Genomic DNA, 21676 nt, shown 5'->3' with positions numbered 1-21676 from the left:
AGATGCCGACCCACAATCCCCGTCACCCACGCTTTCCCATTCCCGGCGGCAATGAAATCCGCGCCCGCGGCCGGCGCCAGGAAGCCCTGCTGCGGCTGCTGGAAAATGTGCTCAGCGTCGGTGAAGACCCGGACAATCTCGTTGTCTATGCGGCGCTCGGCAAGGCGGCGCGAAACTGGGCCAGCCACGACGCGATTGTTCATGCGCTCAAGACCATGGACGAGGACCAAACGCTGATCATCCAGTCCGGCAAGCCGATTGGCCTGGTCAAAACCCACGCCAAGGCGCCACTGGTGATCATGGCCAATTGCAACATCGTCGGGCAGTGGGCCAAGGCCGAGGTGTTCTACGAATTGGAGCGCAAGGGCCTGATCTGCTGGGGTGGGCTGACCGCTGGCGCCTGGCAATATATTGGCAGTCAGGGTGTCATCCAGGGCACCTATGAAATCTTCATGCGCATTGCCGAAAACCGTTTCAACGGCGATCTGGCGGGACGCTTTATCCTGACGGCGGGCCTGGGCGGCATGGGCGGTGCGCAGCCGCTGGCCGGTCGCATGGCCGGCGCGGCGATCCTTTGCGTCGATATCGACCCTGAGCGCGCGTCAAAACGCAAGGAGATCGGCTACCTTGAGGAGATCGCACCCGATCTCGACGCGGCGCTCGACATGATCGCAGATGCGGTCCGCGACAAACGCGCGACCTCCATCGGCCTGGTCGGCAATGCCGCCCACATTTATCCCGAGATTGCGCGACGCGGCATCACGCCCGACATTGTCACCGACCAGACCTCGGCCCATGACCTGGTTTATGGCTATGTGCCAAAGGACTATTCGCTCGAACAGGTGCGCGAGTTGCGCAAGTCCAATCCTGCCGCACTGATGGCCGCCAGCCGAGCCTCCATTGTCGACCACGTTACCGCCATGCTCGCTTTCCAGGCGCGCGGCGCCGAGGTGTTTGATAACGGCAATCTGATCCGAACCCACGCCAAGGATGGCGGCGTCGAGAACGCCTTCGATATCCGCATTTTCACCGAGGCTTATCTGCGCCCGCTCTTTGCTCGTGCCATCGGCCCTTTTCGTTGGATGGCGCAATCGGGTGATCCCGAAGACATCCGCAAGATCGATGACCGCCTGCTGCAAATGTTTCCGGACAACCGCATTGTCACCAACTGGATTCAATTGGCCCGCCGCCACGTTCCCTTCGAGGGCCTGCCATCGCGCATTGCCTGGCTCGGCCATGGCGAGCGCACCGAACTGGCGCTGGCGGTCAACGATATGGTGCGAAAAGGCGAACTTGCCGGTCCGGTCACCTTCAGCCGCGATCATCTCGACGCCGGGGCCATGGCGCATCCCAACATCATGACCGAACGCATGCAGGACGGCTCGGACGCCATCGCCGACTGGCCAATTCTCGATGCCATGCTGCTCTGCTCTTCGATGGCCGATCTGGTCGTGGTCCATTCAGGCGGCGGCGGCTATGCCGGCTACATGACCTCGGCCGGCGTCACCGTTGTGGCTGACGGCACGGACGCGGGTGCCGAACGGCTGTCCTACGCACTGACCAATGACACAGCACTCGGCGTCATGCGCTATGCCGATGCCGGCTACGAGGAAAGCCGGGACGAAATTGCCCGGAAGGGAATTGGGTATATCAACTTGGCCTGACCCCTCGCGGCTTCGCTTCTCAAAGGACGGTTGGGACAAACCTCCGCGCGGGCGGTTTCACCCCGCCTGTTCGTCTTACTGAATAGGGCCTGCATTTGTAGCCGTCATGCCGCTGCTGCGCACGGCATGTGTGAGTTGGCGATGTGCTCTAATAATTCGCCCCGCCAGCGATTTCACGCAACTCCAGCACAAGATCGGTGACACGAGAACAACGGACAGACTTCTCGACTTTCGACATCTACCGAACCGTACGGTACGGTACGGAAATTTCTTGAAGCGCGATGCCAATGGGTCTAAACAGGACATCAGAGAACAAACCGGCCCCACCGGTAGTCCAGACCGAGGAATTCCGCCATGCCCGCCTATCGTTCCCGCACCACCACCCATGGCCGCAACATGGCCGGCGCGCGCGGCCTCTGGCGCGCCACCGGCATGAAGGACGGCGATTTCGGCAAGCCTATCATTGCTGTGGTCAATTCCTTCACCCAGTTCGTGCCCGGCCATGTGCATCTGAAGGATTTAGGCCAGCTCGTTGCCCGCGAAATCGAGGCGGCCGGCGGCGTCGCCAAGGAATTCAACACTATCGCGGTCGATGACGGCATCGCCATGGGCCATGACGGCATGCTCTATTCCCTGCCCAGCCGCGATATCATCGCGGACTCGGTGGAATATATGGTCAATGCGCACTGCGCCGACGCCATGGTCTGCATTTCCAATTGCGACAAGATCACCCCCGGCATGTTGAACGCCGCCATGCGGCTCAACATCCCGGTGGTCTTCGTGTCCGGCGGCCCGATGGAAGCGGGCAAGGCCATGGTCAAGGGCAAGCTCCAGGCACTCGACCTGGTCGACGCCATGGTGATGGCCGCCGACGATCACTATACCGACGAGGAAGTGCAGGCGGTCGAGGAAGCCGCCTGCCCCACTTGCGGCTCATGTTCAGGCATGTTTACCGCCAATTCGATGAACTGCCTGACCGAAGCGCTGGGCCTGTCGCTGCCGGGCAATGGCTCCACCCTTGCCACCCATTCGGACCGCAAGCGCCTGTTCCAGGAAGCCGGCCATTTGATCGTTGATCTGGCCCGCCGCTATTACGAGCAGGAAGACGAAAATGTCCTGCCGCGCAAGATTGCCACCAAGGCCGCCTTTGAAAACGCCATGAGCCTCGACATCGCCATGGGCGGTTCGACCAACACCGTGCTGCATATCCTGGCCGCTGCCCATGAAGGCGGCATCGACTTCACCATGGACGATATCGACGCCCTGTCTCGCCGCGTCCCGGTGCTGTCTAAAGTCGCCCCGGCCAAGAACGACGTTCATATGGAAGACGTGCACCGGGCCGGCGGCATCTTCGCCATTCTCGGCCAGCTCGATCGCGCCGGTCTGATCAATCGCACCGAACCCACTGTCCATGCGGCCACCATGGGCGATGCCATCGACAAATGGGATATCTCGCGCACCAATTCCGAGAGCGTGCGCCAGTTCTATATGGCCGCCCCCGGCGGCGTGCGCACCACCCAGGCCTTCTCCCAGTCTAATCGCTGGAAGGAACTGGACACCGACCGCACTAATGGTGCCATTCGCTCGCCCGACAATCCCTTCTCCAAGGATGGCGGCCTGGCCGTGCTCAAGGGCAATATCGCGCTCGATGGCTGCATCGTGAAAACGGCGGGCGTGGATGAATCGATCCTCAAGTTCACCGGCCCGGCCCGCGTCTTCGAGAGCCAGGACATGACCGTCAAGGCGATCCTGTCCAATGAGATCAAGGAAGGAGACGTCGTCGTCATCCGCTATGAAGGCCCCAAGGGCGGCCCCGGCATGCAGGAAATGCTCTATCCCACCAGCTACCTGAAATCCAAGGGGCTGGGCAAAGCCTGCGCGCTGCTCACCGACGGACGCTTCTCGGGCGGCACCTCGGGCCTTTCCATCGGCCACGCCTCGCCTGAAGCCGCTGAAGGCGGCGCCATAGGTCTGGTGCGCGAAGGCGACATCATCGAGATCGACATCCCCAACCGCACCGTCAATGTGCTGGTCTCCGATGCCGATCTGGCGGCCCGCCGCGCCGAACAGGATAAGCTCGGCTGGAAGCCCGCCCAGCCGCGCAAGCGCAAGATCACCACCGCGCTCAAGGCGTATGCGGCCTTTGTCACCTCCGCCGCCACTGGCGCGGTGCGCGACACCAAGGCCATCGACAAGCTCTGGCACTGAGGCAATTTCATTGCACCGCCCCTCGGAAAAGACGGGGCGGTGCAATTCGCTGTCTGGCCGCATGACTTTTTGATGACAAGCCTGCCGCCCGGTGCTAACACGCGCTTAGCCAACCAGCGGCCTGCCAAGGCTTGCTGGCCTGGTCAGGCTCGATAGCGGGGATTCCACCCTCCCTATCGGGCCGACCCAATCCCCGAAAAAGTCAGAGAATGCCCAATTCGGCGCGCAGCTTCCGGGTCAGCCCTTCAGCGACCAGGGCGTGCGAACGGGTGACATAGGCCAGCAGATCATCCTCGCTTAGTTCCGAGCCAGCCTCCGCACTGGCCCATTTGCGCTTGGCAAAGTAACGGGCCTGCGCGACGCCACTCAGATTGGTCAGAATATCAAAGCTCTCTTCGCTGCACTTGAAGACAACGCAGCGGGGTTCATAGTCGGTCAGCACGCAGAACACCTTGCCGCCGACCTTGGCGACGCGCGCATCCCATTGATCGACGAAGGTGACACCCGGCAATTGTGAGAGCGCAGCGTCGAACCCGTCGCGGACAAACAGGCTCAATTGTCCTCTCCCACATCGGGCAAGGGCAGAAAATCGACGCCGTCCTCAATCAGCTCGGCCACCTCATCCCGCGTCGCCTCGCCATAAATGCCGCGCGCCTCGGCCTCCTCGAAATGAATCTTGCGCGCCTCCTCGGCAAACCGGTCACCGACATTTTCGGCTTCGGCCAGCACCTTTTGGCGGTAGGCACGCAGCATGTCTCGGATTTTGGCGGCCTCGGGGTGATGCGCAGATACCGGCATGCGATCCTGATCGGTCCGCGCGACATTAGGAGCCATCGGCGCCTTCTCGATCATGCCGTCGCCACACTCGGCACAGCTTACCAGGCCACGGCCACGCTGTTCCTCATAGGCGGCTGCATTTTTGAACCAGACATCGAAGCGATGCCCGTTCGAACATTGAAGCGAATACTGAATCACTGGACTTGTCGTTTCATTGCGGCGCTATGCGCCTATTTCTCGACCATATAGGGCCTTGGCTTAGTCGTGCAAATCGGGCGCGGCAAAGTCCCGCGCATTGGCCAGGGCCGGCACGCGTTGCCGCGCCTCGGTGACGGCTGCCGGATCGATCTCCGCGACCAGCACGCCTGGCCGGTCATGGTCGAGTTCGGCAATGACTTTGCCCCATGGGTCGACGATCAGCGAATGCCCATAGGTCGACCGTCCATTGGCATGGCTGCCGCCCTGCGCCGCGGCGATGACATATGACCCCGTCTCAATGGCGCGGGCCCGCAACAGCACATGCCAATGCGCCTGGCCCGTGGGCACGGTGAAAGCCGCCGGCACCGCCATCAGGCTCGCACCGGCATTGGCCAGCACATTGTATAGCCGGGGATAGCGCATGTCATAGCAGATCGAAAAACCGAGGGTAAAATCCCCCAGCGGCGCGATCACGGCCTTTTCGCCACCCTTATAGGTGGCGCTCTCCCGATAGGCGTTGAGCCCGGCGATATCGGCATCAAACAGATGGATCTTGTCGTAGGTCGCACGCTGCGCCCCATCCGGCCCGAACAGCACCGAGCGATTGGCAAAGCGCCCATCTGCCAGCGGGATCGGCAGCGAACCGATATGAATATGCATGTCGTGCTGCCTGGCCAGATCACCCACCGCCGCCAGTTGCGGATGCCCTTCGAAGGGCGCCGCCACCGATTTGAGCTGATCCCGGTTCTCGGGAAAGATCATGGTGACTTCCGGGGTCAGCGCATAGGACGCACCCTGCGCCGCAGCTTCGGCCAGCAAGGGCTCGAGCGCGGCAAGATTGACGGCCGGGTCAAGCCCCGAGCACATCTGAATGGCGGCGATTTTCATGGCGTACTACTGCGCCAGCAGGGGGTCCAGCCCGCCGCGCCGGTCAAGCGCTGCCATGTCGTCATAACCGCCCACATGCGTCTCGCCGACAAAGATCTGCGGAACGGTGCGGCGGCCATGGGCGCGCTGGGTCATCTTCTCGCGCAGGGCGGGATCGAGCACGGTAATCTCGGAATAGTCCACGCCCTTTTCGTTGAGCAGCGCCTTGGCGGCGTGGCAATAGGGACAGGTGGGGGTGGTGTAGATTTCGACCTTGGCCATATCGCTTAAGGCTCCTGAATATCCTGAACTTGCCCCCTTATATGGGGAGATCCTCGCCAATGACAACGCGAGCGAAGGTCAACACGTTCACCTGTGCGGCACCGGCCCGCTTGAGCACGCGTGTCGCCGCCTTGACCGTGGCCCCGGTGGTATAGACATCGTCGATCAGCACCACCGGTCGCCCTGCCAGGCGTTCGAGCGCATGCGGATGGGCTGAAAAAGCCCCTCGCACATTGCGCAACCGGCTGTCGCCGGACAGCCCCACCTGTTGCCGGGTCTTTCTATGCCGCCCGATCAGATGCGGATCGACATCCAGACCCGTCAGTCGGCCCAACTCGCGCGCCAGCAGCATGGACTGGTTGTAGCGCCGGAACCGCAACCGGCTGGCATGCAGCGGCACTGGCACGATGATTGGCCCGGCGGCCCAATAGTCGTGCCCGGCCAGGGCCATCAATTGCGCGCAATACCCCGCCACTTCCGGCCGGTCGCCATATTTGAGCCGGCTGATCAGCGTCCCCGCCACCGCGCTATAGACCACCGCCGCCCGCGCCCGCGCAAAAGGGGGCGGATCGGCCAGGGCCTCGGCCGAGCGCATGTCCGGCCCCAGATCGGTTTCGAAAGGAATGCCCAGCACCGGGCAGAGCGGCGCACTGATCTGCCGCAAACCGGCAAAACAGGACGGACACAGCGCCTGGGCCCCGATCAGCGGCGCGTTGCAGGCAGCGCATCCCGGCGGATAGACCAGATCCAGCAAGGCACGTCGCAGCCCGGCGAAACGCTGCCGCATTCGCGCCCCGCGCCCGATCTCTTTGACTTCCCCGGCCCCCATCTCCATAACAGCCATAATGCTCCCGACCCGGCCCCGGCGAAAGCCTCTTTGATGACCACCCCTCCGCGCCTGTTCGATACCACCCAGATCACCCGCAATCTCCAACGCCGCCCGCAGGGCGCCAATTTCGTGCGCGATCTGGTGCTCGAAGACCTGGCCGATCGGTTGAGCGCCTATAAGCGCGACTTCAGTCGCGCTGTGCTGATCGGGCCCGATGCCTCTTCCTTGCCCCAGACGCTGTTTACCGCCAATGGGCCGGTGCAGGCGCAGCGCGTCGAGGCCTTTTCCGGCGACGAGTTTCCCCTTCTGCCAGAGGGCGACCTCGACCTGATCGTCTCGCTGCTGCATCTGCAAGCGATCAATGATGTGCCCGGCCATCTGGCGCGGCTGCGGCGCCTGCTCAAGCCTGACGGATTGCTGATGGCGGCCTTTGTTGGCGGCGAGAGCCTGACCGAGTTGCGCGAGGCCTTTCTGGCCGCCGATCTGCAGGTTTCGGGCGGCGCTTCGGCCCGGGTCGCGCCCATGGCACAGGTGCGCGATGCCGGCGCCCTGTTGCAGCGGGCCGGCTTTGCCCTGCCGGTGGCCGACGTGGAAACCCATCGCGTCCGCTACGCCACCCCCTTTGCCCTGATGGCCGAACTCAAGGCTCTGGGCGCCGCCAATCCCCTGGCCGACCGTCCCCGGCGCTTTGCCACCCGCACTCTGCTCGCAACCGCCGCCCAGACCTATGCCGAGCGCGACGCAGACGCCGATGGCCGGGTGCGCGCGACCCTTGAAATCATCTGGCTCGCCGGATGGGTGCCGCATGAAAGCCAGCAAAAACCCCTGCGGCCCGGTAGCGCCACGGTCAGCATGAAGGATGTGTTGAAAAATCCCTGATGGACCTCCCCGCCGGCCATATCCTGATCCTCTCCGGCCATCCGGGCTCGGGCAAGACCACCTGCGCCGAGGCGTTGGCGCATCTGCCCGGCGGGCCCAAGGTGCATCTGCACTCCGACGATTTCTGGGGCTATATCAAGACCGGCAAGATCGACCCCTGGCTGCCTGAATCGCACACCCAGAACCAGATGATCATGCAGATCGCCGCAAGCGTGGCTGGGGCCTATGCCGCCAATGGTTATTTCGTCGCCCTGGATGGAGTGATCCGCCCCTGGGCCCTGCCCGCTTTCGCCGAACCGGGCCTGCCGCTGCACTATGTCGTCTTGCGCACCAGCGCCGAGGAGGCCGTCGCCCGCTGCCAGGCCCGCGGTGGCGACAGCCTGACTGACCCCGCTGTGGTGGCTGCCCTCCATGCCGAATTCGCCGATCTCGGGGCACATGAGGACCATGCCCTCAATGTGGACGGCCTCAACCGGGCGGATACCATGGCCGCCTTGCAGGCCGCTCTGGCGTCTGGCCGTTATCGACTCAATGCACCGTCGACTTCGACAGCAGGTTGAGGATCAGCACCCCAGCAATGATCAGCCCGATCCCCAGCATGGCCCATAGGTCGAGCTTCTGGCCGTAGAGCATCCAGCCCAGCAGGGACACCAGCACGATGCCGGCGCCCGACCACACGGCATAGGCAATACCGACCGGCAGGGTGCGCAGGGTCATCGATAGGCAATAGAACGCCACCCCATAGCCCACCACCACCAGAATGGAAGGCAACAGGTTAGAAAAACCCTCCGAAGCCTTGAGCGCGCTGGTACCAATCACTTCGGCAACAATGGCAATGGCAAGAAAGGCATAATTGGGCATGGCATCACCGAGAATTTCGTATCTCCCGGCTTTGACCAGATCGGCGCGGCCAAGTCACGCCGAGGGGAGGACTTGTGTGCCCTCAGGACACAAAAAAGGCCGGTGTCTACACCGGCCTTTTTCAATCAATCTGCAGAAAACCTAAGCGGCAGCTTCCTCATCGCTTTCGGCTTCAGCCGCATCGGCCTTGGTGCGACGCGGGCTCTTGGCGAGTTGCTTTTCGATAAGCTGCACCGCTTCGGTGAGGGTGAGCTTGCGCACGGCGCCGATCTCACGGCTCATGCGATCCATGGCCTGCTCGAACAGCTGGCGTTCCGAATAGGACTGCTCGGGCTGCTCTTCGGACCGGTAAAGATCACGGACCACTTCGGAAATCGCGATCAGATCGCCCGAATTGATCTTGGCTTCATATTCCTGGGCGCGACGCGACCACATGGTGCGCTTGACGCGAGCCCGGCCAGTGACGGTATCGAGCGCGCGCTTGACCTCTTCGTCTTCGGCCAGCTTGCGCATGCCGACAGACTTGACCTTGGCCACAGGAACGCGCAGGGTCAGCTTGTCCTGCTCGAAGCTGATCACAAACAGCTCGAGGGTCAGCCCAGCGACTTCCTGCTCTTCAATGGCGACGACAACGCCGACGCCGTGGGCCGGATAGACGACGAACTCGCCTGTCTTGAACCCAAGCCGCTGCTGCTGCTTCTTGGCTACCATATGCTTCGAACTCCTTGTTGACGCCCCAATGGCTGGTTCCTTGCGGCAAGGTCAGCCATCCTACTTGTTTGGCGCCCGTCAATCCGGACGCATATGCGCAGTCAAACCCCACGTCGCTCCGGATCCGCTTGCCGGAACGGCATGGTTCAGCTTTGTGTGGTGTCAAAAAAATCGTGCCTTCGCGGCACGGCTGGGTGATGGGCTTAACTGCATATGGTCACACCATAGCACAATTTTTCAGCAGAATCAAAAGGAACGAATCACCGGCGCGCATCAGCACCCGCCGGGGATTGACCGGATGTGACGAAACCATGACAAACCTTTGCCACGCCTCAAAGATTTGATGCTTGCAATGAGCCTGCGAACCGCCTAGTCGCCTTCGCCCGGCTCTTCCGAGAAGTACTTGGTGAGCTTGCCGTCCTCACCATCACGTTCTTTTGCCTCGGGCAATGGTTCGCGCCGCTCGGTCAGGTTCGGCCAGCTATTGGAGAACTTGCGATTAAGCTCCAGCCACTCGTCGAGCCCGCTCTCGGTATCCGGCTTGATCGCTTCTGCGGGACACTCGGGTTCACACACGCCGCAGTCGATGCATTCGTCCGGATGGATCACCAGCATGTTCTCGCCTTCATAAAAGCAGTCCACCGGACACACTTCCACGCAGTCGGTATATTTGCAGGCAATGCAATTGTCGGTGACGATATAAGTCATCTAGGAGGCGATCCCATCTCGTTGCGGCCCGACCCTTGGGGCAGGTCAGCCCGCCTGTCTCAACGGGTTTGGTGCTAAACCGTTTTCTTGCGCATCGCAAGGCCGTCCGGAGGGACGGTTTGGCGCATGGGGCAGGCTAAGGGGAAGACTTGCCTAATCGACATCGCCACCGCGCAACCGATCCGTCTCGCGCCGCTCTTTCTTGGTCGGACGTCCCGCTCCAGCCGGTCTTTCTGCGATCGCCGCGTCATATGGCGACAGCTCTGCCCTGGGCACCGGCGGCGGGGAAATATCCTCGTAAAGCCCCTGCGCTTCGCTGGCCGGCCCCCGCCGTGTGCCGCAATCGAGAATGCGCCATATCACGATGCGGTTGTGCAGCGACATGGTCAGCACATCACCCGCCCCGACCTTGAGATCGGTACGCTCGGTCTTTTCCGAATTGACGCGAATAGCGCCGCTTTCAATGATCTTCTGCGCCAGGGTGCGCGATTTGACGGCGCGCGAAAAGAACAGGAAGCGGTCGAGCCGCTCCTTGCGGAGCGGTACCTGCTCCAGCCCTGCCAATTGCTACTCCGACTTGTCGCGTAGGGCCGCCAGCGCCGCGAACGGGCTGTCCGGATCGAACACCGGCTTGCGATCCTCACGGGGCGGACGGCGATCCTTGCGCTCGCCCCGTTCCGCCTTGTCGGGACGGCCCTTGCCATTGGGGCGCGCCTGCTGGCCTGCGCCCTCGGGGCGGCGCGGCCCCTTGCCATGGCGGGGACGATTGTTCTGCCGCGGCCCGTCCTCGCCTTCGCGGCGATTGCGGCTTTCGTGGCGGCGATTGTCATTATGGCGGCGTCCACCGGGGAACCAGACCTCGTCAAACTCCGGTTCAGCCGGAGCGGTCGGCTCTGCAGCGGCCTCAGCCGGAGCTGCATCCGGCACGGCGCCTTCGCCCGGTTCTGCCACGACGACAGGCGCTTCAGCGTTTTCTGGAGCAGCGTCCTCGTTGCCCGCCTCGGCGCTGGCTGCATTGTCCTCCAGCACCTGTTCAAGCGCCGGGGTTTCGGCCGAGGCCTCTGCCGGCGCCGGCGTCTCGACGGCCGCCTTGGGGGTGCGACGGACGCGATAGCCTAGCGAGGTCAGGATGGAGGAGAAATCATCGCCCGAGCAGCCCAATAGGCTCGTCATTTCCACCGTGACTCGGAAACCATTGCCCTCGGCAGCACCGGCGGGCAATTCGCCCTGATAGGGCCGGCCGGCATCCAGTGCCACCAGCGGCCGGATGATGTCGGCCAGGCGCTCGAGAATGTCGACACGCACCGCCCGGCTGCCTGCCACCTTGAAACCGGCGATTTCGTAAAGCCGCGTATCGACCTCGGGGTCGACCACAAAGGAGGTGCGGCCCGACAGCACAATATGGGGAATATCGGAGACACCCGGCTGGCGCACACCACCATTTTTCAGCGCAAACAGGATCAGCGCCAGCTCGCGCGGCGCGGGCTTCAATGAAAGCGGCAGATAGATGTGGTAGGCACCGAACTTGATGCCGAGCTTGCGCAGCTTGCCGCGCACATCCTGATCCAGCCCCTTGACCTCATCGGCCACCATGGCACGCGGCAACAGGCCAATATGCTCGAAGAGCTGATAGGCCAGCCCCCGCGCGCTGCCCTCCAGATCAGCCGGCGCTTCGAGCGCCATGACCTGTTCAAGCACAGTATTGATATGGTGACGCAGCCAGAGCGAAAGGCGGTCCTGAACCTTTTCCAGATCCGGTCCTGTCAGCGTCTCATCGGCCAGCAGCAGGATGCGGGGACGATAAAGGCTGTCGCCTTCGGCCAGCTCTGCCACCACTTCGCCGCGCCAGCGCAGGCGCCCGTCGGTGGCCAACACGAATTCTTCATTTGGCGAACCGGCCAATCTCTCGGCACGATTGTGTATCTCGGGGGCGACCACCGAATCGGCTGCGCCGCGCAATCCCTTGGCGTCAGTATCGCCATCATTGCGGGCCAGGGTGAAACGGAAGCCTTCGAGCGTGCCGATGAGGTGGCCTTCCAGCCGCACTTCGCCGCGCTCATTGATTTCGGGAGATACCATACGTTTGTCTTTCAGATGGCGGAGCAACACGCTGGTGCGCCGGTCCACGAAGCGCTGGGTGAGCCGCTCGTGCAGAGCGTCACTCAGGCGGTCCTCAATGTCTCGCGTCTTTTCGCGCCAATAGGTAGGGTCTTCAAGCCAGTTTTTACGATTGGCGACAAAGGTCCAGGTCCGGATCTGCTTGATCCGATTACTGAGTGTATCAATGTCGCCCTCCGCATTGTCGCAAAACCGGACCTGCTCGGCAATCCAATCTGCGCGAACCGATCCAATTCGTCTCAAATCCGAATAAATGCGGGTAACGATCTCACCATGCGCGGCTGGCGAGATCCCCTGATAATCCGGAGTTTGGCAACATTCCCAAAGCAGTTTGACCGCATCGTGGCCGCGCGCCAGGGCCCCGGCTTCATTGCGCATGAGAAATTCGAGCGCATGCTGATCGGTTGCAATCGGCACGCGGGTCAGTGTCCGGTCCTGCGGCACCACTTCAAGCGAATTGCGCAGCGCCTCGACCGAGCTGAAGTTGAGGTCTGAATTGCGCCACTGCACTTGGCGGATTGGCTGGAAATCATGGGTTTCCAATGCCACCACCAGCTCTTCGTCAAACCCTTCGGTGCCCCCGGTAACGCCAAAGCTTCCGTTGTGCTTGTGACGCCCGGCGCGACCGGCAATCTGCCCCAGTTCGGACGGCGTCAGCGGCCGGCTCTGGTGCCCGTCGAACTTGCTGTCATCAGCAAAGGCAACATGGTGGATGTCGAGGTTGAGCCCCATGCCGATGGCATCTGTAGCGACCAGAAAGTCCACATCGCCATTCTGATATAGCTCGACCTGGGCATTGCGCGTCCGGGGACTGAGCGCGCCCATTACAACCGCCGCACCCCCGCGTTCGCGCCGAATCAGCTCGGCGATGGCATAGACCTGCCGCGCCGAGAACGCGACGATCGCCGAGCGCGCCGGCTGACGCGACAGTTTCTTCGACCCTGCATAGGTAAGCTGGGAAAAGCGGGGCCGGTCGATGATCTCGGCATGCGGGATCAGTTTCTTGACCACCCCCGCCATGGTCGCCGACCCCAGCAGCAGCGTTTCATGCAGACCGCGCGCCTTGAGGATCCGGTCGGTGAACACATGACCGCGGTCGAAATCGATGGCGGTCTGAATCTCATCCACCGCCACGCAGTCGACATGGATGTCCATCGGCATGGCTTCCACCGTCGCCACCCAATAGCGCGGCTTGGCCGGCACGATGCGCTCTTCACCGGTGATCAGCGCAACAGCCTGCTCGCCCACCCGCTCGACGATCCGCTGATAGACCTCGCGCGCGAGCAGCCGCAAGGGCAGGCCGATCATCCCCGTGGGATGGGCCAGCATGCGCTCAATGGCGAAATAGGTCTTGCCGGTATTGGTCGGGCCAAGGATCGCCTTGACCGAATGGGAAGGGGAAAAGCTCATCGTCACCTATGTAGGCGGTCCCTGCTCGGCTTGCGAGAGGCATGGCGCACTTGTCCCAGCAAAGGACAGATTTGTCATGAATTTGTCACGCCTCTTCACCGATAGAACGGAGGCGGAACGAAACAGAACCGAATCGGCGCGACTCAGTGAGTCTGGCTTTGTTCACGGCTAGATATGGTGGCATCCATACACGATTCCACACTAAAGCTGGAGCGCTTGGCGTTTCGGATCGCGACCAAGGCCAATCCGGCCCGAAATCCGTTCAACTTGCTTAGCCAAGGGTTAACTGGCGACAAAATCGGCCATTCCTGAACGAAGCGTAAACGCTTGTTCTTCCGCTATTTTTTCCATCTTCACGACGACACGCCCATAAGTCCTGTGCTTTTGGGCACAAGCTTGAGGAAAATCCGAGTTGACGTATCGGGATGGGACAACGGCCACTGACACAGCCTGTCACGACGCAGGCGCATACAAGCTCATATCAACCACCTTGGAGATCTGCCGGATGTCCGCATTTGATCCCGCAACGCTTCCCGATCCGCTCTCGCAATATTTCGAGCGCACTGACCCTCTCCACGCGGCGGCCCTGTTCGCGCCAAATGCTTCGGTTCACGACGAAGGCGAGTGGCACCGCGGGCAAGCGGCCATCGCGCTCTGGCTGCGCAGCGTCGAGGAGCGCTTATCGCCCGCGCTATCAATTGCAGCGGGTCGAAGCGGACAAGGACCGCACGATCGTCACCTTCGAAGTCTCAGGCACCTTCCCGGGGAGCCCTGCCGTGCTGCGTCAGGCCTTCACCTTCGATTCCCACCAGCGCATAGCGACCCTGGAAACACTCTGACTGTGCCATGACGGCACAAAGCCGCTCGGTGCATCCGGCCCGCCTTAAGGTCTGGTCCAAACGGGGAACGAACAGGGACAGAATCGGGCCGGAATCACCGCTATCACTTTGTTCTCCACCATATCTGGTGGGCTGCAGAGACAGGCCCTACAAGCCAGGCTAACTTACTACAAGATAAGCCCAAATCCCGTTCATGTGCGTGAACATCGGGTTAATTCCGCTCGCCTCCGGCCATTTCCTGACAGTCCCTTAGTGTGCTGGTCGAAGGGACACGGTGGGCCGTTAACCGGTGAGACGCGCACTGGCGGGCCGGTATCGTCGCAAAATTGTCAAAAAAGCTTTTGACCGTCCCAAACTGGGACAGGCAACTCAGCTCTCGGCGCGGGTCAGCACCATGGAGAGATCGCCCATCGAGGTGCCGATAATCACGCGATAGGGAATAAAGTAGCCGGTCTGCCCCAGCGGCGCGTACCACAGGATCATACGGCTGGTCTGGGCCAGGTAATTAGTCATCTCAGAGCTTTCGAAATGCCCCGAGATCGGCCGATAGTCGAGCGAGCAGGCGACCAGGGGCCCCTGATAGCCGGTGCGCGGCGAGGTTGCCTCGTCATTGTCCAGAAAGCCAAGCGCAATATCGAAGCGCTCGACCCCGGTGAAGATCTTGAGCGTGCGCTCGCACAGGCTCCGGTCCAACCCGTTGCCCTTGAGCACAAACGCCGAGAGAAAATCGCCGACATTCCTGAGATGCCCGCGTTCCAGCGGCACGCGATCATAGGAGTCGGTCACCGGTGGCTGCACCTGGAACGCGCTGACATTGCGCCCCTCATAGCCGACATTGGCAGTGAATACCTCGCCATTGGCCCGCGTCTCCAGCGCAAAGCTCTGCGATTGCAGAGACGGGCCCGCCGAAGACCCCGACACCGAGGCGCTGGCTGTGCCACTGGCCACGACGCTCCCCAGCCCCGCCACCCGCGCCGACAAATCTAGCCCGTAGCGCGCGCCATCATCATTGAGGTCGATATCAACCATGGCCACATTGATCCCGCCCACCGTCACCACATAGCTGGCGCGTGCCTCGACCGGTGCGGCCAGGGTCGGTGAAAGTGTGAGCGGTGCGAGGGCGGCAACAAGAGCAAAGGCAGTGCGGATCACGTGTGGTCTTCTCGGCTGCAAATGCCCGCGCGAGACGCTGGCCGGGCGAAACGAATCACTGTTTATCTCCAAACTGCCGTCCATACCGGGCACAAGCAAGGCGCTCGCGCCGCTTTGTCCGGCCTCTTTGCTTGACGGATGCCCCCCAATTCTCTAAAGACCCGCGAGATTTCATCACAATCGAGGCCCGTAGCGGGACGTCCCCGCCACGCAGGACCTTTACACAAACAGGATCAAGACCAATGGCACGTCGCTGCGAACTGACCGGCAAGGGTGTTATGGTGGGCAATAATGTTTCGCACGCCCTTAACCGTACCCGCCGCCGCTTCCTCCCCAATCTGGTGAACGTCACCCTGCTCTCGGACGCGCTCAATCGTCCGGTCAAGCTGCGTGTCGCCACTTCCGCACTGCGCACCGTCGAGCATCGCGGTGGTCTGGACGCCTTCCTGCTCAAGCAGGACGACGCCGACCTGTCCCCGCTGGCTCTGGGCCTGAAGAAGGAAATCCGCGCCACCCTCGCTGGCTAGGATTTCTGCATTCGAGTTTCTGGCCGCGTGGTGGGCAACTGCCACGCGGTCTTGTTTTTTTGGAAGCTTGGCTTCCATGCGTCCTGCCCAATTGAGGCAGGCACAAGACCCGGTGTCGCCGCAAATCCGGCGTCACATCAGCTCCCCGCCCCGGTCTGTTGCCGGTCGGCGGATCACATGAAGGTAGTCCAATGCTGTCTCGTTTCCTGGTGGCCATTGCCGCCATGGTGGCCGTCATCGCCGCCTCCAACTTTCTGGTCCAGTTCCCCGTCGACGCCATGATCGGTGGCGTCAACCTCGGTGACATCCTCACCTGGGGCGCGTTCACCTATCCTGTCGCCTTCCTGGTCACCGACCTTTCCAACCGCGCCTTCGGCCCACAACGCGCCCGGCTCGTCGTCGTGGCTGGTTTTGCCGTGGCGGTGATCCTCTCGATCTGGTTGGCAACCCCGCGCATCGCAATTGCCTCAGGCTCGGCATTCCTGGTCGCTCAATTGCTCGACATCTCGATCTTCCACCGACTGCGCAACAGCGCCTGGTGGCATGCGCCCATGTTCTCCTCGCTGGTCTCCTCCGCGCTCGACACGGCGCTGTTCTTCAGCCTCGCCATGGCCCCGGCTTTCGCTGGCATCGATGCGCTGTTCGGCATGGATGACTCTTCACTCGCCTTCCCCGCCCCGCTGCTCGGCATCGGCCCGGAAGTCGAACTCTGGCAGTCCCTCGCGCTGGGCGACTTCTTGGTCAAACTGGTAATGGCAGTGCTGATGCTGGCGCCCTACAAGACCGTCCGCGACCTGGTACTGCGCAAGATGCCGGTGGCGGCCTGAAAGCCGGCCGAATAGGCCTGGCTATTCCTGTGGCAGCGCGAACTCAAGGACAAGATTGCGCTGCCAATCGTTGAAATTATTGTCCGAGCCGATGAGGATGCGCGTCTCGCCGCCGGGCGTTTCGTGCACCAGCAGGCTTTCCATATTGTCGATCTCGCCGCCTTGCGCCGAGACCAGCAACTCGCCGCGCATCAGATTGCCCGGCCGCACCTGATCGGCCGGCACCAGCCGCAAATTCATCACGAAGGCAAACAGCGACACCCCCCGCTCGAGCACCAGCAGATCGCCATTGGGCAGGAATTTGCAGTCCGTCGGGTTGACGATTGGGCTGTTGGCATAGCCAATCGGTCCCTTGTCATTGACGCCCAGCAACTCACCGCGATGATTGCCATCGCTGTCGAGCGCTTCTTCGGTCAGCAGCAGGGTGGAACCGGCAATGGGCGATGCTTCCGGGGCAATGCAGACCGATTCCAGGCTTTCATTGGTCCTCAGATCGGTCAGCCACTGCGGAATGTTGACTTCCCGCGCCGCGCCATCCGGCCGGCCATCCGTTATCTCAAAGTCCGCCACCCGGGTCAGATGCTCGAACCCCACGCGCACCGCATAGGCCGCGCCATCGCGCCAGACCGTGTCCATGCCTTCGGCATCGCGGGCATACTGGCGCGGCAACACAGTACCGCCCGAATTCTGCATCGGCTCGATTGTAACACCGATCAAGCCGATCAGTCGGTCTGCCTCATCATAGGCTAATTGTCCGGAAATGAAGTTGCCCCGGTCGGAGACAAAAGCAATGCGTTGGTCTGGGCCGGTCTGGGTAACGCCGGAGAGGCCGCCAAAAGTGTCAACCGGGCTTTGCAGCGTCAGCCCGCCGCGAAAGATCAGCCGTTCGACCGGCTGGTCCAGTTCTGCGCCCTTGAACCGGGTGACGGGAGCGGCACTGACCATCAACTCCATCGCCCCGGCCGGCAAGGCCAGAACCAACAGTGCCACGGCAGTTGCGGCCCGCAGCATCATCCCCTGGCCCGCCGCCGCGTCTGGGCCGGCAGTTCCTCGTCGAACAGCGCCGCCAATTCATCGGTCAGCGCCCCGGCCAGTTCCTCGGCATCGAGCAGGGTCACGGCGCGCCGGTAATAGCGGGTCACATCGTGGCCGATGCCCACCGCCACCAACTGGATCGGCGAGCGGGTTTCGATATCCTCGATCACCTGGCGCAGATGGGCTTCGAGATAGTTGCCGGCATTGACTGACTGGGTCGAGTCATCCACCGGAGCGCCATCGGAAATCACCATCATGATGCGCCGCTGCTCGGGCCGCGCCATCAGGCGCTTGCGCGCCCATTCGAGCGCCTCGCCATCGATGTTCTCCTTGAGCAGCCCCTCGCGCATCATCAGCCCGAGATTGCGCCGGGCATGGCGCCAGGGCTCGTCTGCTGCCTTGTAGATGATGTGGCGAATATCGTTGACCCGGCCCGGATTGGTGGGGCGATTGGCTTCCAGCCACGCCTCCCGACTCTTGCCGCCTTTCCAGGCGCGGGTGGTAAAGCCCAGGATCTCGACCTTTACCCCGCATCGCTCGAGCGTGCGCGCGAGAATGTCGCCGCAGATCGCCGCAATGGTGATCGGCCGGCCGCGCATCGAACCCGAATTGTCGATCAGCAGCGTCACCACGGTATCGCGGAATTCGGTGTCGTTTTCGACCTTGAAGCTCAAGGCCTGCAGCGGGTCAGTAACCACGCGGGTGAGGCGCGCCGTATCGAGCAGCCCTTCCTCGAGATCGAACTGCCAGCTCCGGTTCTGCTTGGCCATCAGCCGGCGCTGCAGCTTGTTGGCCAGCCGCGCTACGGCACCCGCCAGGTTCTCCAGTTGCTTGTCGAGCAGGGCCCGCAACTGGTCGAGCTCATCGGGTGGACACAGCTCCGCCGCCTTGACGATCTCGTCATATTTCTGCGTGAACACCTTGTAGTTGAACTGGTTCGAGAGCCGCTCGCCGCCATCCTTGGCGGGTGGGGGCATCGGCGCATCCTCGCCCGCTTCGGCCTCGGCGTTCTCGTCGCTGTCGGCCATGTCAGCGTCCATGCCTTCGACATCGCCGGATTCTTCACTTTCGCCAGCCTGCTGGTCGTCCTCGCTCTCGGACTGTTCGTTCTCGCCTTCGCCCTGCTCCTGGTCCTGATCCGATCCCTGGGCCTGTTCGGGCTGGCTGTCCTCGGCCGCTTCCTCATCGCTGTCGGAGGGGTCTTCCATGTCGCTTTCGGCGATCAGGTTGAGGTCGCGCAACACCGCGCGCGCGGCCCGCGAAAAGTCCTCCTGGCTTTCATAGGCCTCGAGCAGCTTTTCGATCGAGGGACCGGCCTTGCTCTCGATCTCCTTGCGCCAGAGATCAACCAGCGCATGGCCCGAAGGCGGCACGTCCACCCCGGCCAGCTTTTCGCGCAGCATCAATCCCAGCGCCTCGGCCAGCGGCGCATCGCCCTTGTCGTCGACTTCAGCGAAATTGGCGCGAAACAGCCGGTCTTCCAGCATTTCGTGAATATTGCCCACCATGCCCGGCATGCGGATGCAGCCCAGCGATTCCACCCGCGCCTGTTCGAGCGCATCGAAGGCCGCTCGGGCCTGCGGGTCCATAGGCGCCCGCTTGCGGTGGGATTCCGGATCGTGGCTGGCCAGTCGCATGGCCATGGCGTCGCCCTGCCCACGGGCAATGGCAATATCGCGCTTGGTCGGCAGGCGCGGCAGATTGGCCAGCCGCGCCTTGTCCGAGGTCAGCAAAGGCCGGTCGGCGGTAAAGCTCACCTCAAGGTCTGGCTTGGCCCCGATTGCGCGCACCGTCGCACCCATGGCGCTCTTGAACGCCTGGGTCTGGTCCGGCTTATTGGCTTTGCTGCGCGGAGGTTGTGCCATGTATCAGTTGCCTTGGTGGCCGCGACCTCGTGGTTCGACAAGCTCACCATGAGGTCTACGAGACGACGCAGAATTCACAGTAGACCTCACCCTGAGCCTGTCGAAGGGCGAGGCCGTACGCGCTGGACTAAGCCATCACCGCCAGATTGGCGGAGCTTTCCGGCAGGTCTTCGCCGAACACGCGCTGATAGAACTCGGCCACCACCGGGCGTTCGAGCTCGTCGCATTTGTTCAGGAAGGTCAACCGGAAGGCAAAGCCGACATCGCCGCCGAAAATGACGGCGTTCTCGGCCCAGGTGATGACGCCGCGCGGGCTCATCACGGTCGAGATATCGCCATTGATGAAGGCCGAGCGCGTCAAATCTGCCAGGCGCACCATATTGGCGATCTGCTTCTGGCCCTTGTCGGTCTCGCCATAGGCCTTGTTCTTGGCCAGGACGATGCCGACTTCCTTGTCATGCGGCAGATAGTTGAGCGTCGTCACGATGCTCCAGCGGTCCATCTGACCCTGATTGATCTGCTGCGTGCCGTGATAAAGTCCCGAAGTATCGCCCAGGCCAATCGTATTGGTGGTCGAGAACAGGCGGAAGGAGGGGTGCGGGACGATGACACGGTTCTGGTCGAGCAGGGTCAGCCGGCCCGACTGTTCAAGCACGCGCTGGATCACGAACATCACGTCCGGACGCCCCGCATCATATTCGTCGAACACCAGCGCGATATTGTTCTGCACCGCCCACGGCAGGATGCCGTCGCGGAACTCGGTGATCTGCTTGCCGTCCTTGAGGACAATCGCGTCCTTGCCCACCAGATCGATCCGGCTCACATGGCTGTCCAGGTTCACGCGCACCAATGGCCAGTTCAGCCGTGCAGCGACCTGTTCGATATGGGTGGATTTGCCCGTGCCGTGATAGCCCTGCACCATGACGCGGCGGTTATAGGCAAAACCCGCCAGGATCGCGAGCGTGGTATTGCGGTCGAACAGATAGTCCGGATCGATCGGCGGCACATGGTCGCTGCGTTCTTTGTAACCCTTGACCACCATGTCCGTATCAATCCCGAACAGATCCCGCGCCTGGTATTCGGTATCGGGCAAATTTGCGAATTCAGTCATGGTCGGACTCTTGGAAATGCAAGGAAAAATTCTGCGAAGGCGGTGGCTCTATAGCAGCAATGTGACGACGCGGGTAGCCTCGGGATGGTGAGGCCGGGGTGACGATCGGGCAGCCGCTGGGAGGTCCGGCAAACAATACGTACGCTCTGGCGCCCGCAAGGGCCGGTGCTAGCGCACCACGAACCCCTGTTTCTTCAAATGGGTATAGGCCGCGATCACCGAACGTAGACGTTCCTCGGAAGAGGCGTCGCCGCCATTGACGTCCGGATGGTGCTTCTTGACCAGGTCCTTATAGGCCCGCTTGATCTCGTCGGACTTGGCGTGGGCGGTAAAGCCCAGCACTTCAAGCGCCCGCCGGTCCGGTTCGTTGAGCGGCTTGACCCGCTCGGTCGCCGGCCGCTTGGACTGCTGATAGCGATAGCGCGCGAAAACCCCGAACGGGTCACCATATTTGTCGCCGGGCTTGGCCGCATTGCGCCCCGCGGCACGCGCCGCAGTGGGGTTGCCCGTGGCAAAGGTCGAGCGCGATTCGGCCTTGGGCGGGGTGTGCAGCGCTTCGTCCAGCTCTTCGGGGCTCATGCCGGCAAAATAGTTGAACGCCTTGTTGTAGTGCCGCACATGCTCGAGGCAAAAATTGTGATACTGGCCCTCCGAGCCCGCGCCCTTGGGGGCCCTGAACTCGCCGGCCGCTTCGCAGCCTTCCCAGTCGCACTGCACCTCGATCGGTTCGGGCTTTTCCTCCCGCCGCGGCCGAATGCGAATGTTATCGAAGAGCTTGGATTGCTGTTTCATTGTGCCTAGTTGTGTC

22 protein-coding genes are annotated in these 21676 nt (G+C 62.3%); 7 read left to right on the top strand and 15 right to left on the bottom strand.

Annotation, left to right across the window (positions count from 1 at the left end; translation table 11 throughout):
* The first annotated feature begins 2 nt into the window (after nucleotides 1-2).
* Together GGR20_RS10880 and ilvD are read left to right on the top strand one after the other, a co-directional pair.
* Nucleotides 3-1664 (top strand): thiourocanate hydratase, encoded by a 1662-nt coding sequence (locus tag GGR20_RS10880; protein ID WP_183311292.1) that lies wholly within the window; start codon nucleotides 3-5, stop codon nucleotides 1662-1664.
* Nucleotides 1665-2018: 354 nt separating this feature from the next.
* Entirely contained in the window at nucleotides 2019-3872 is a 1854-nt protein-coding gene (gene ilvD, locus GGR20_RS10875) for a dihydroxy-acid dehydratase (protein ID WP_183311291.1), read from the top strand.
* Nucleotides 3873-4074: 202 nt separating this feature from the next.
* Here ilvD and GGR20_RS10870 read toward each other — a convergent pair whose 3' ends face one another.
* From GGR20_RS10870 to GGR20_RS10850, 5 genes are read right to left on the bottom strand one after another with little or no spacing between them, the layout of a single operon-like run.
* Entirely contained in the window at nucleotides 4075-4428 is a 354-nt protein-coding gene (locus GGR20_RS10870; RefSeq protein WP_183311290.1) for an MmcQ/YjbR family DNA-binding protein, read from the bottom strand.
* Nucleotides 4425-4847: a DUF1178 family protein gene (locus GGR20_RS10865; RefSeq protein WP_183311289.1), complete on the bottom strand. Its 423-nt coding sequence runs from the start codon at nucleotides 4845-4847 to the stop codon at nucleotides 4425-4427. Before GGR20_RS10865 ends, GGR20_RS10870 begins: the two co-directional genes overlap by 4 nt.
* Nucleotides 4848-4907: 60 nt before the next feature.
* Nucleotides 4908-5735, bottom strand: a complete 828-nt coding sequence (locus GGR20_RS10860; protein ID WP_183311288.1) for a carbon-nitrogen hydrolase family protein — start codon at nucleotides 5733-5735, stop codon at nucleotides 4908-4910.
* A 6-nt stretch (nucleotides 5736-5741) separates the two neighbouring features.
* Entirely contained in the window at nucleotides 5742-5996 is a 255-nt protein-coding gene (gene grxC, locus GGR20_RS10855) for a glutaredoxin 3 (protein ID WP_183311287.1), read from the bottom strand.
* Nucleotides 5997-6033: 37 nt separating this feature from the next.
* Nucleotides 6034-6783: a ComF family protein gene (locus tag GGR20_RS10850; RefSeq protein WP_183311286.1), complete on the bottom strand. Its 750-nt coding sequence runs from the start codon at nucleotides 6781-6783 to the stop codon at nucleotides 6034-6036.
* 93 nt (nucleotides 6784-6876) lie between these two features.
* On the opposite strand from GGR20_RS10850, the gene GGR20_RS10845 reads away from it, so the two are divergent.
* A complete protein-coding gene (locus tag GGR20_RS10845) occupies nucleotides 6877-7704 on the top strand; it encodes a methyltransferase domain-containing protein (protein ID WP_183311285.1) in 828 nt (275 codons plus the stop codon).
* On the top strand, nucleotides 7704-8264 hold the full coding sequence (locus GGR20_RS10840; protein ID WP_183311284.1) for an AAA family ATPase: 561 nt from the start codon (nucleotides 7704-7706) through the stop codon (nucleotides 8262-8264). The genes GGR20_RS10845 and GGR20_RS10840 overlap by 1 nt, the downstream gene beginning before the upstream one ends.
* Here the strand turns inward: GGR20_RS10840 and GGR20_RS10835 are convergent.
* The 5 genes from GGR20_RS10835 to GGR20_RS10810 all read right to left on the bottom strand — a co-directional run bounded on the left by GGR20_RS10835 (nucleotide 8233) and on the right by GGR20_RS10810 (nucleotide 13512).
* Entirely contained in the window at nucleotides 8233-8565 is a 333-nt protein-coding gene (locus GGR20_RS10835) for a DMT family transporter (RefSeq protein ID WP_183311283.1), read from the bottom strand. The two genes, GGR20_RS10840 and GGR20_RS10835, sit on opposite strands and share 32 nt — an antisense overlap.
* A gap of 141 nt (nucleotides 8566-8706) precedes the next feature.
* Nucleotides 8707-9276 (bottom strand): CarD family transcriptional regulator, encoded by a 570-nt coding sequence (locus GGR20_RS10830; protein WP_183311282.1) that lies wholly within the window; start codon nucleotides 9274-9276, stop codon nucleotides 8707-8709.
* A 369-nt stretch (nucleotides 9277-9645) separates the two neighbouring features.
* Nucleotides 9646-9984 carry a ferredoxin FdxA gene (gene fdxA, locus GGR20_RS10820; RefSeq protein WP_183311280.1) on the bottom strand — a complete coding sequence of 113 codons (339 nt, stop codon included), beginning with the start codon at nucleotides 9982-9984 and terminating at the stop codon, nucleotides 9646-9648.
* A gap of 153 nt (nucleotides 9985-10137) precedes the next feature.
* Nucleotides 10138-10548: an RNA-binding S4 domain-containing protein gene (locus GGR20_RS10815; protein WP_246349557.1), complete on the bottom strand. Its 411-nt coding sequence runs from the start codon at nucleotides 10546-10548 to the stop codon at nucleotides 10138-10140.
* 3 nt (nucleotides 10549-10551) lie between these two features.
* Nucleotides 10552-13512, bottom strand: coding sequence for a helicase-related protein (locus GGR20_RS10810; protein WP_183311279.1), 2961 nt, complete (start codon nucleotides 13510-13512; stop codon nucleotides 10552-10554).
* Nucleotides 13513-14210: 698 nt separating this feature from the next.
* On the opposite strand from GGR20_RS10810, the gene GGR20_RS10805 reads away from it, so the two are divergent.
* Entirely contained in the window at nucleotides 14211-14351 is a 141-nt protein-coding gene (locus tag GGR20_RS10805) for a hypothetical protein (protein ID WP_183311278.1), read from the top strand.
* Between the two features lie 369 nt (nucleotides 14352-14720).
* Here the strand turns inward: GGR20_RS10805 and GGR20_RS10800 are convergent, their stop codons facing one another.
* Nucleotides 14721-15503: a DUF3108 domain-containing protein gene (locus GGR20_RS10800; protein ID WP_183311277.1), complete on the bottom strand. Its 783-nt coding sequence runs from the start codon at nucleotides 15501-15503 to the stop codon at nucleotides 14721-14723.
* A gap of 242 nt (nucleotides 15504-15745) precedes the next feature.
* On the opposite strand from GGR20_RS10800, the gene rpmB reads away from it, so the two are divergent.
* Nucleotides 15746-16030 carry a 50S ribosomal protein L28 gene (rpmB, locus tag GGR20_RS10795; RefSeq protein ID WP_183311276.1) on the top strand — a complete coding sequence of 95 codons (285 nt, stop codon included), beginning with the start codon at nucleotides 15746-15748 and terminating at the stop codon, nucleotides 16028-16030.
* Nucleotides 16031-16221: 191 nt separating this feature from the next.
* Entirely contained in the window at nucleotides 16222-16857 is a 636-nt protein-coding gene (locus GGR20_RS10790) for a VUT family protein (protein WP_183311275.1), read from the top strand.
* A gap of 21 nt (nucleotides 16858-16878) precedes the next feature.
* On the opposite strand, the gene GGR20_RS10785 is transcribed toward GGR20_RS10790, so the two are convergent.
* The 4 genes from GGR20_RS10785 to GGR20_RS10770 all read right to left on the bottom strand — a co-directional run bounded on the left by GGR20_RS10785 (nucleotide 16879) and on the right by GGR20_RS10770 (nucleotide 21660).
* Entirely contained in the window at nucleotides 16879-17847 is a 969-nt protein-coding gene (locus GGR20_RS10785) for an esterase-like activity of phytase family protein (RefSeq protein WP_210283158.1), read from the bottom strand.
* Between the two features lie 20 nt (nucleotides 17848-17867).
* Nucleotides 17868-19757 carry a cobaltochelatase subunit CobT gene (gene cobT, locus GGR20_RS10780; protein ID WP_183311273.1) on the bottom strand — a complete coding sequence of 630 codons (1890 nt, stop codon included), beginning with the start codon at nucleotides 19755-19757 and terminating at the stop codon, nucleotides 17868-17870.
* A gap of 127 nt (nucleotides 19758-19884) precedes the next feature.
* Nucleotides 19885-20868 (bottom strand): cobaltochelatase subunit CobS, encoded by a 984-nt coding sequence (cobS, locus tag GGR20_RS10775; RefSeq protein WP_183311272.1) that lies wholly within the window; start codon nucleotides 20866-20868, stop codon nucleotides 19885-19887.
* 168 nt (nucleotides 20869-21036) lie between these two features.
* Nucleotides 21037-21660: a J domain-containing protein gene (locus GGR20_RS10770; protein WP_183311271.1), complete on the bottom strand. Its 624-nt coding sequence runs from the start codon at nucleotides 21658-21660 to the stop codon at nucleotides 21037-21039.
* Nucleotides 21661-21676: the final 16 nt, after the last annotated feature.

Origin of the sequence: Devosia subaequoris (assembly GCF_014197055.1) — a bacterium.
Classification (GTDB): domain Bacteria; phylum Pseudomonadota; class Alphaproteobacteria; order Rhizobiales; family Devosiaceae; genus Devosia; species Devosia subaequoris.
This window is presented reverse-complemented; position numbering and strand designations above follow the sequence as displayed.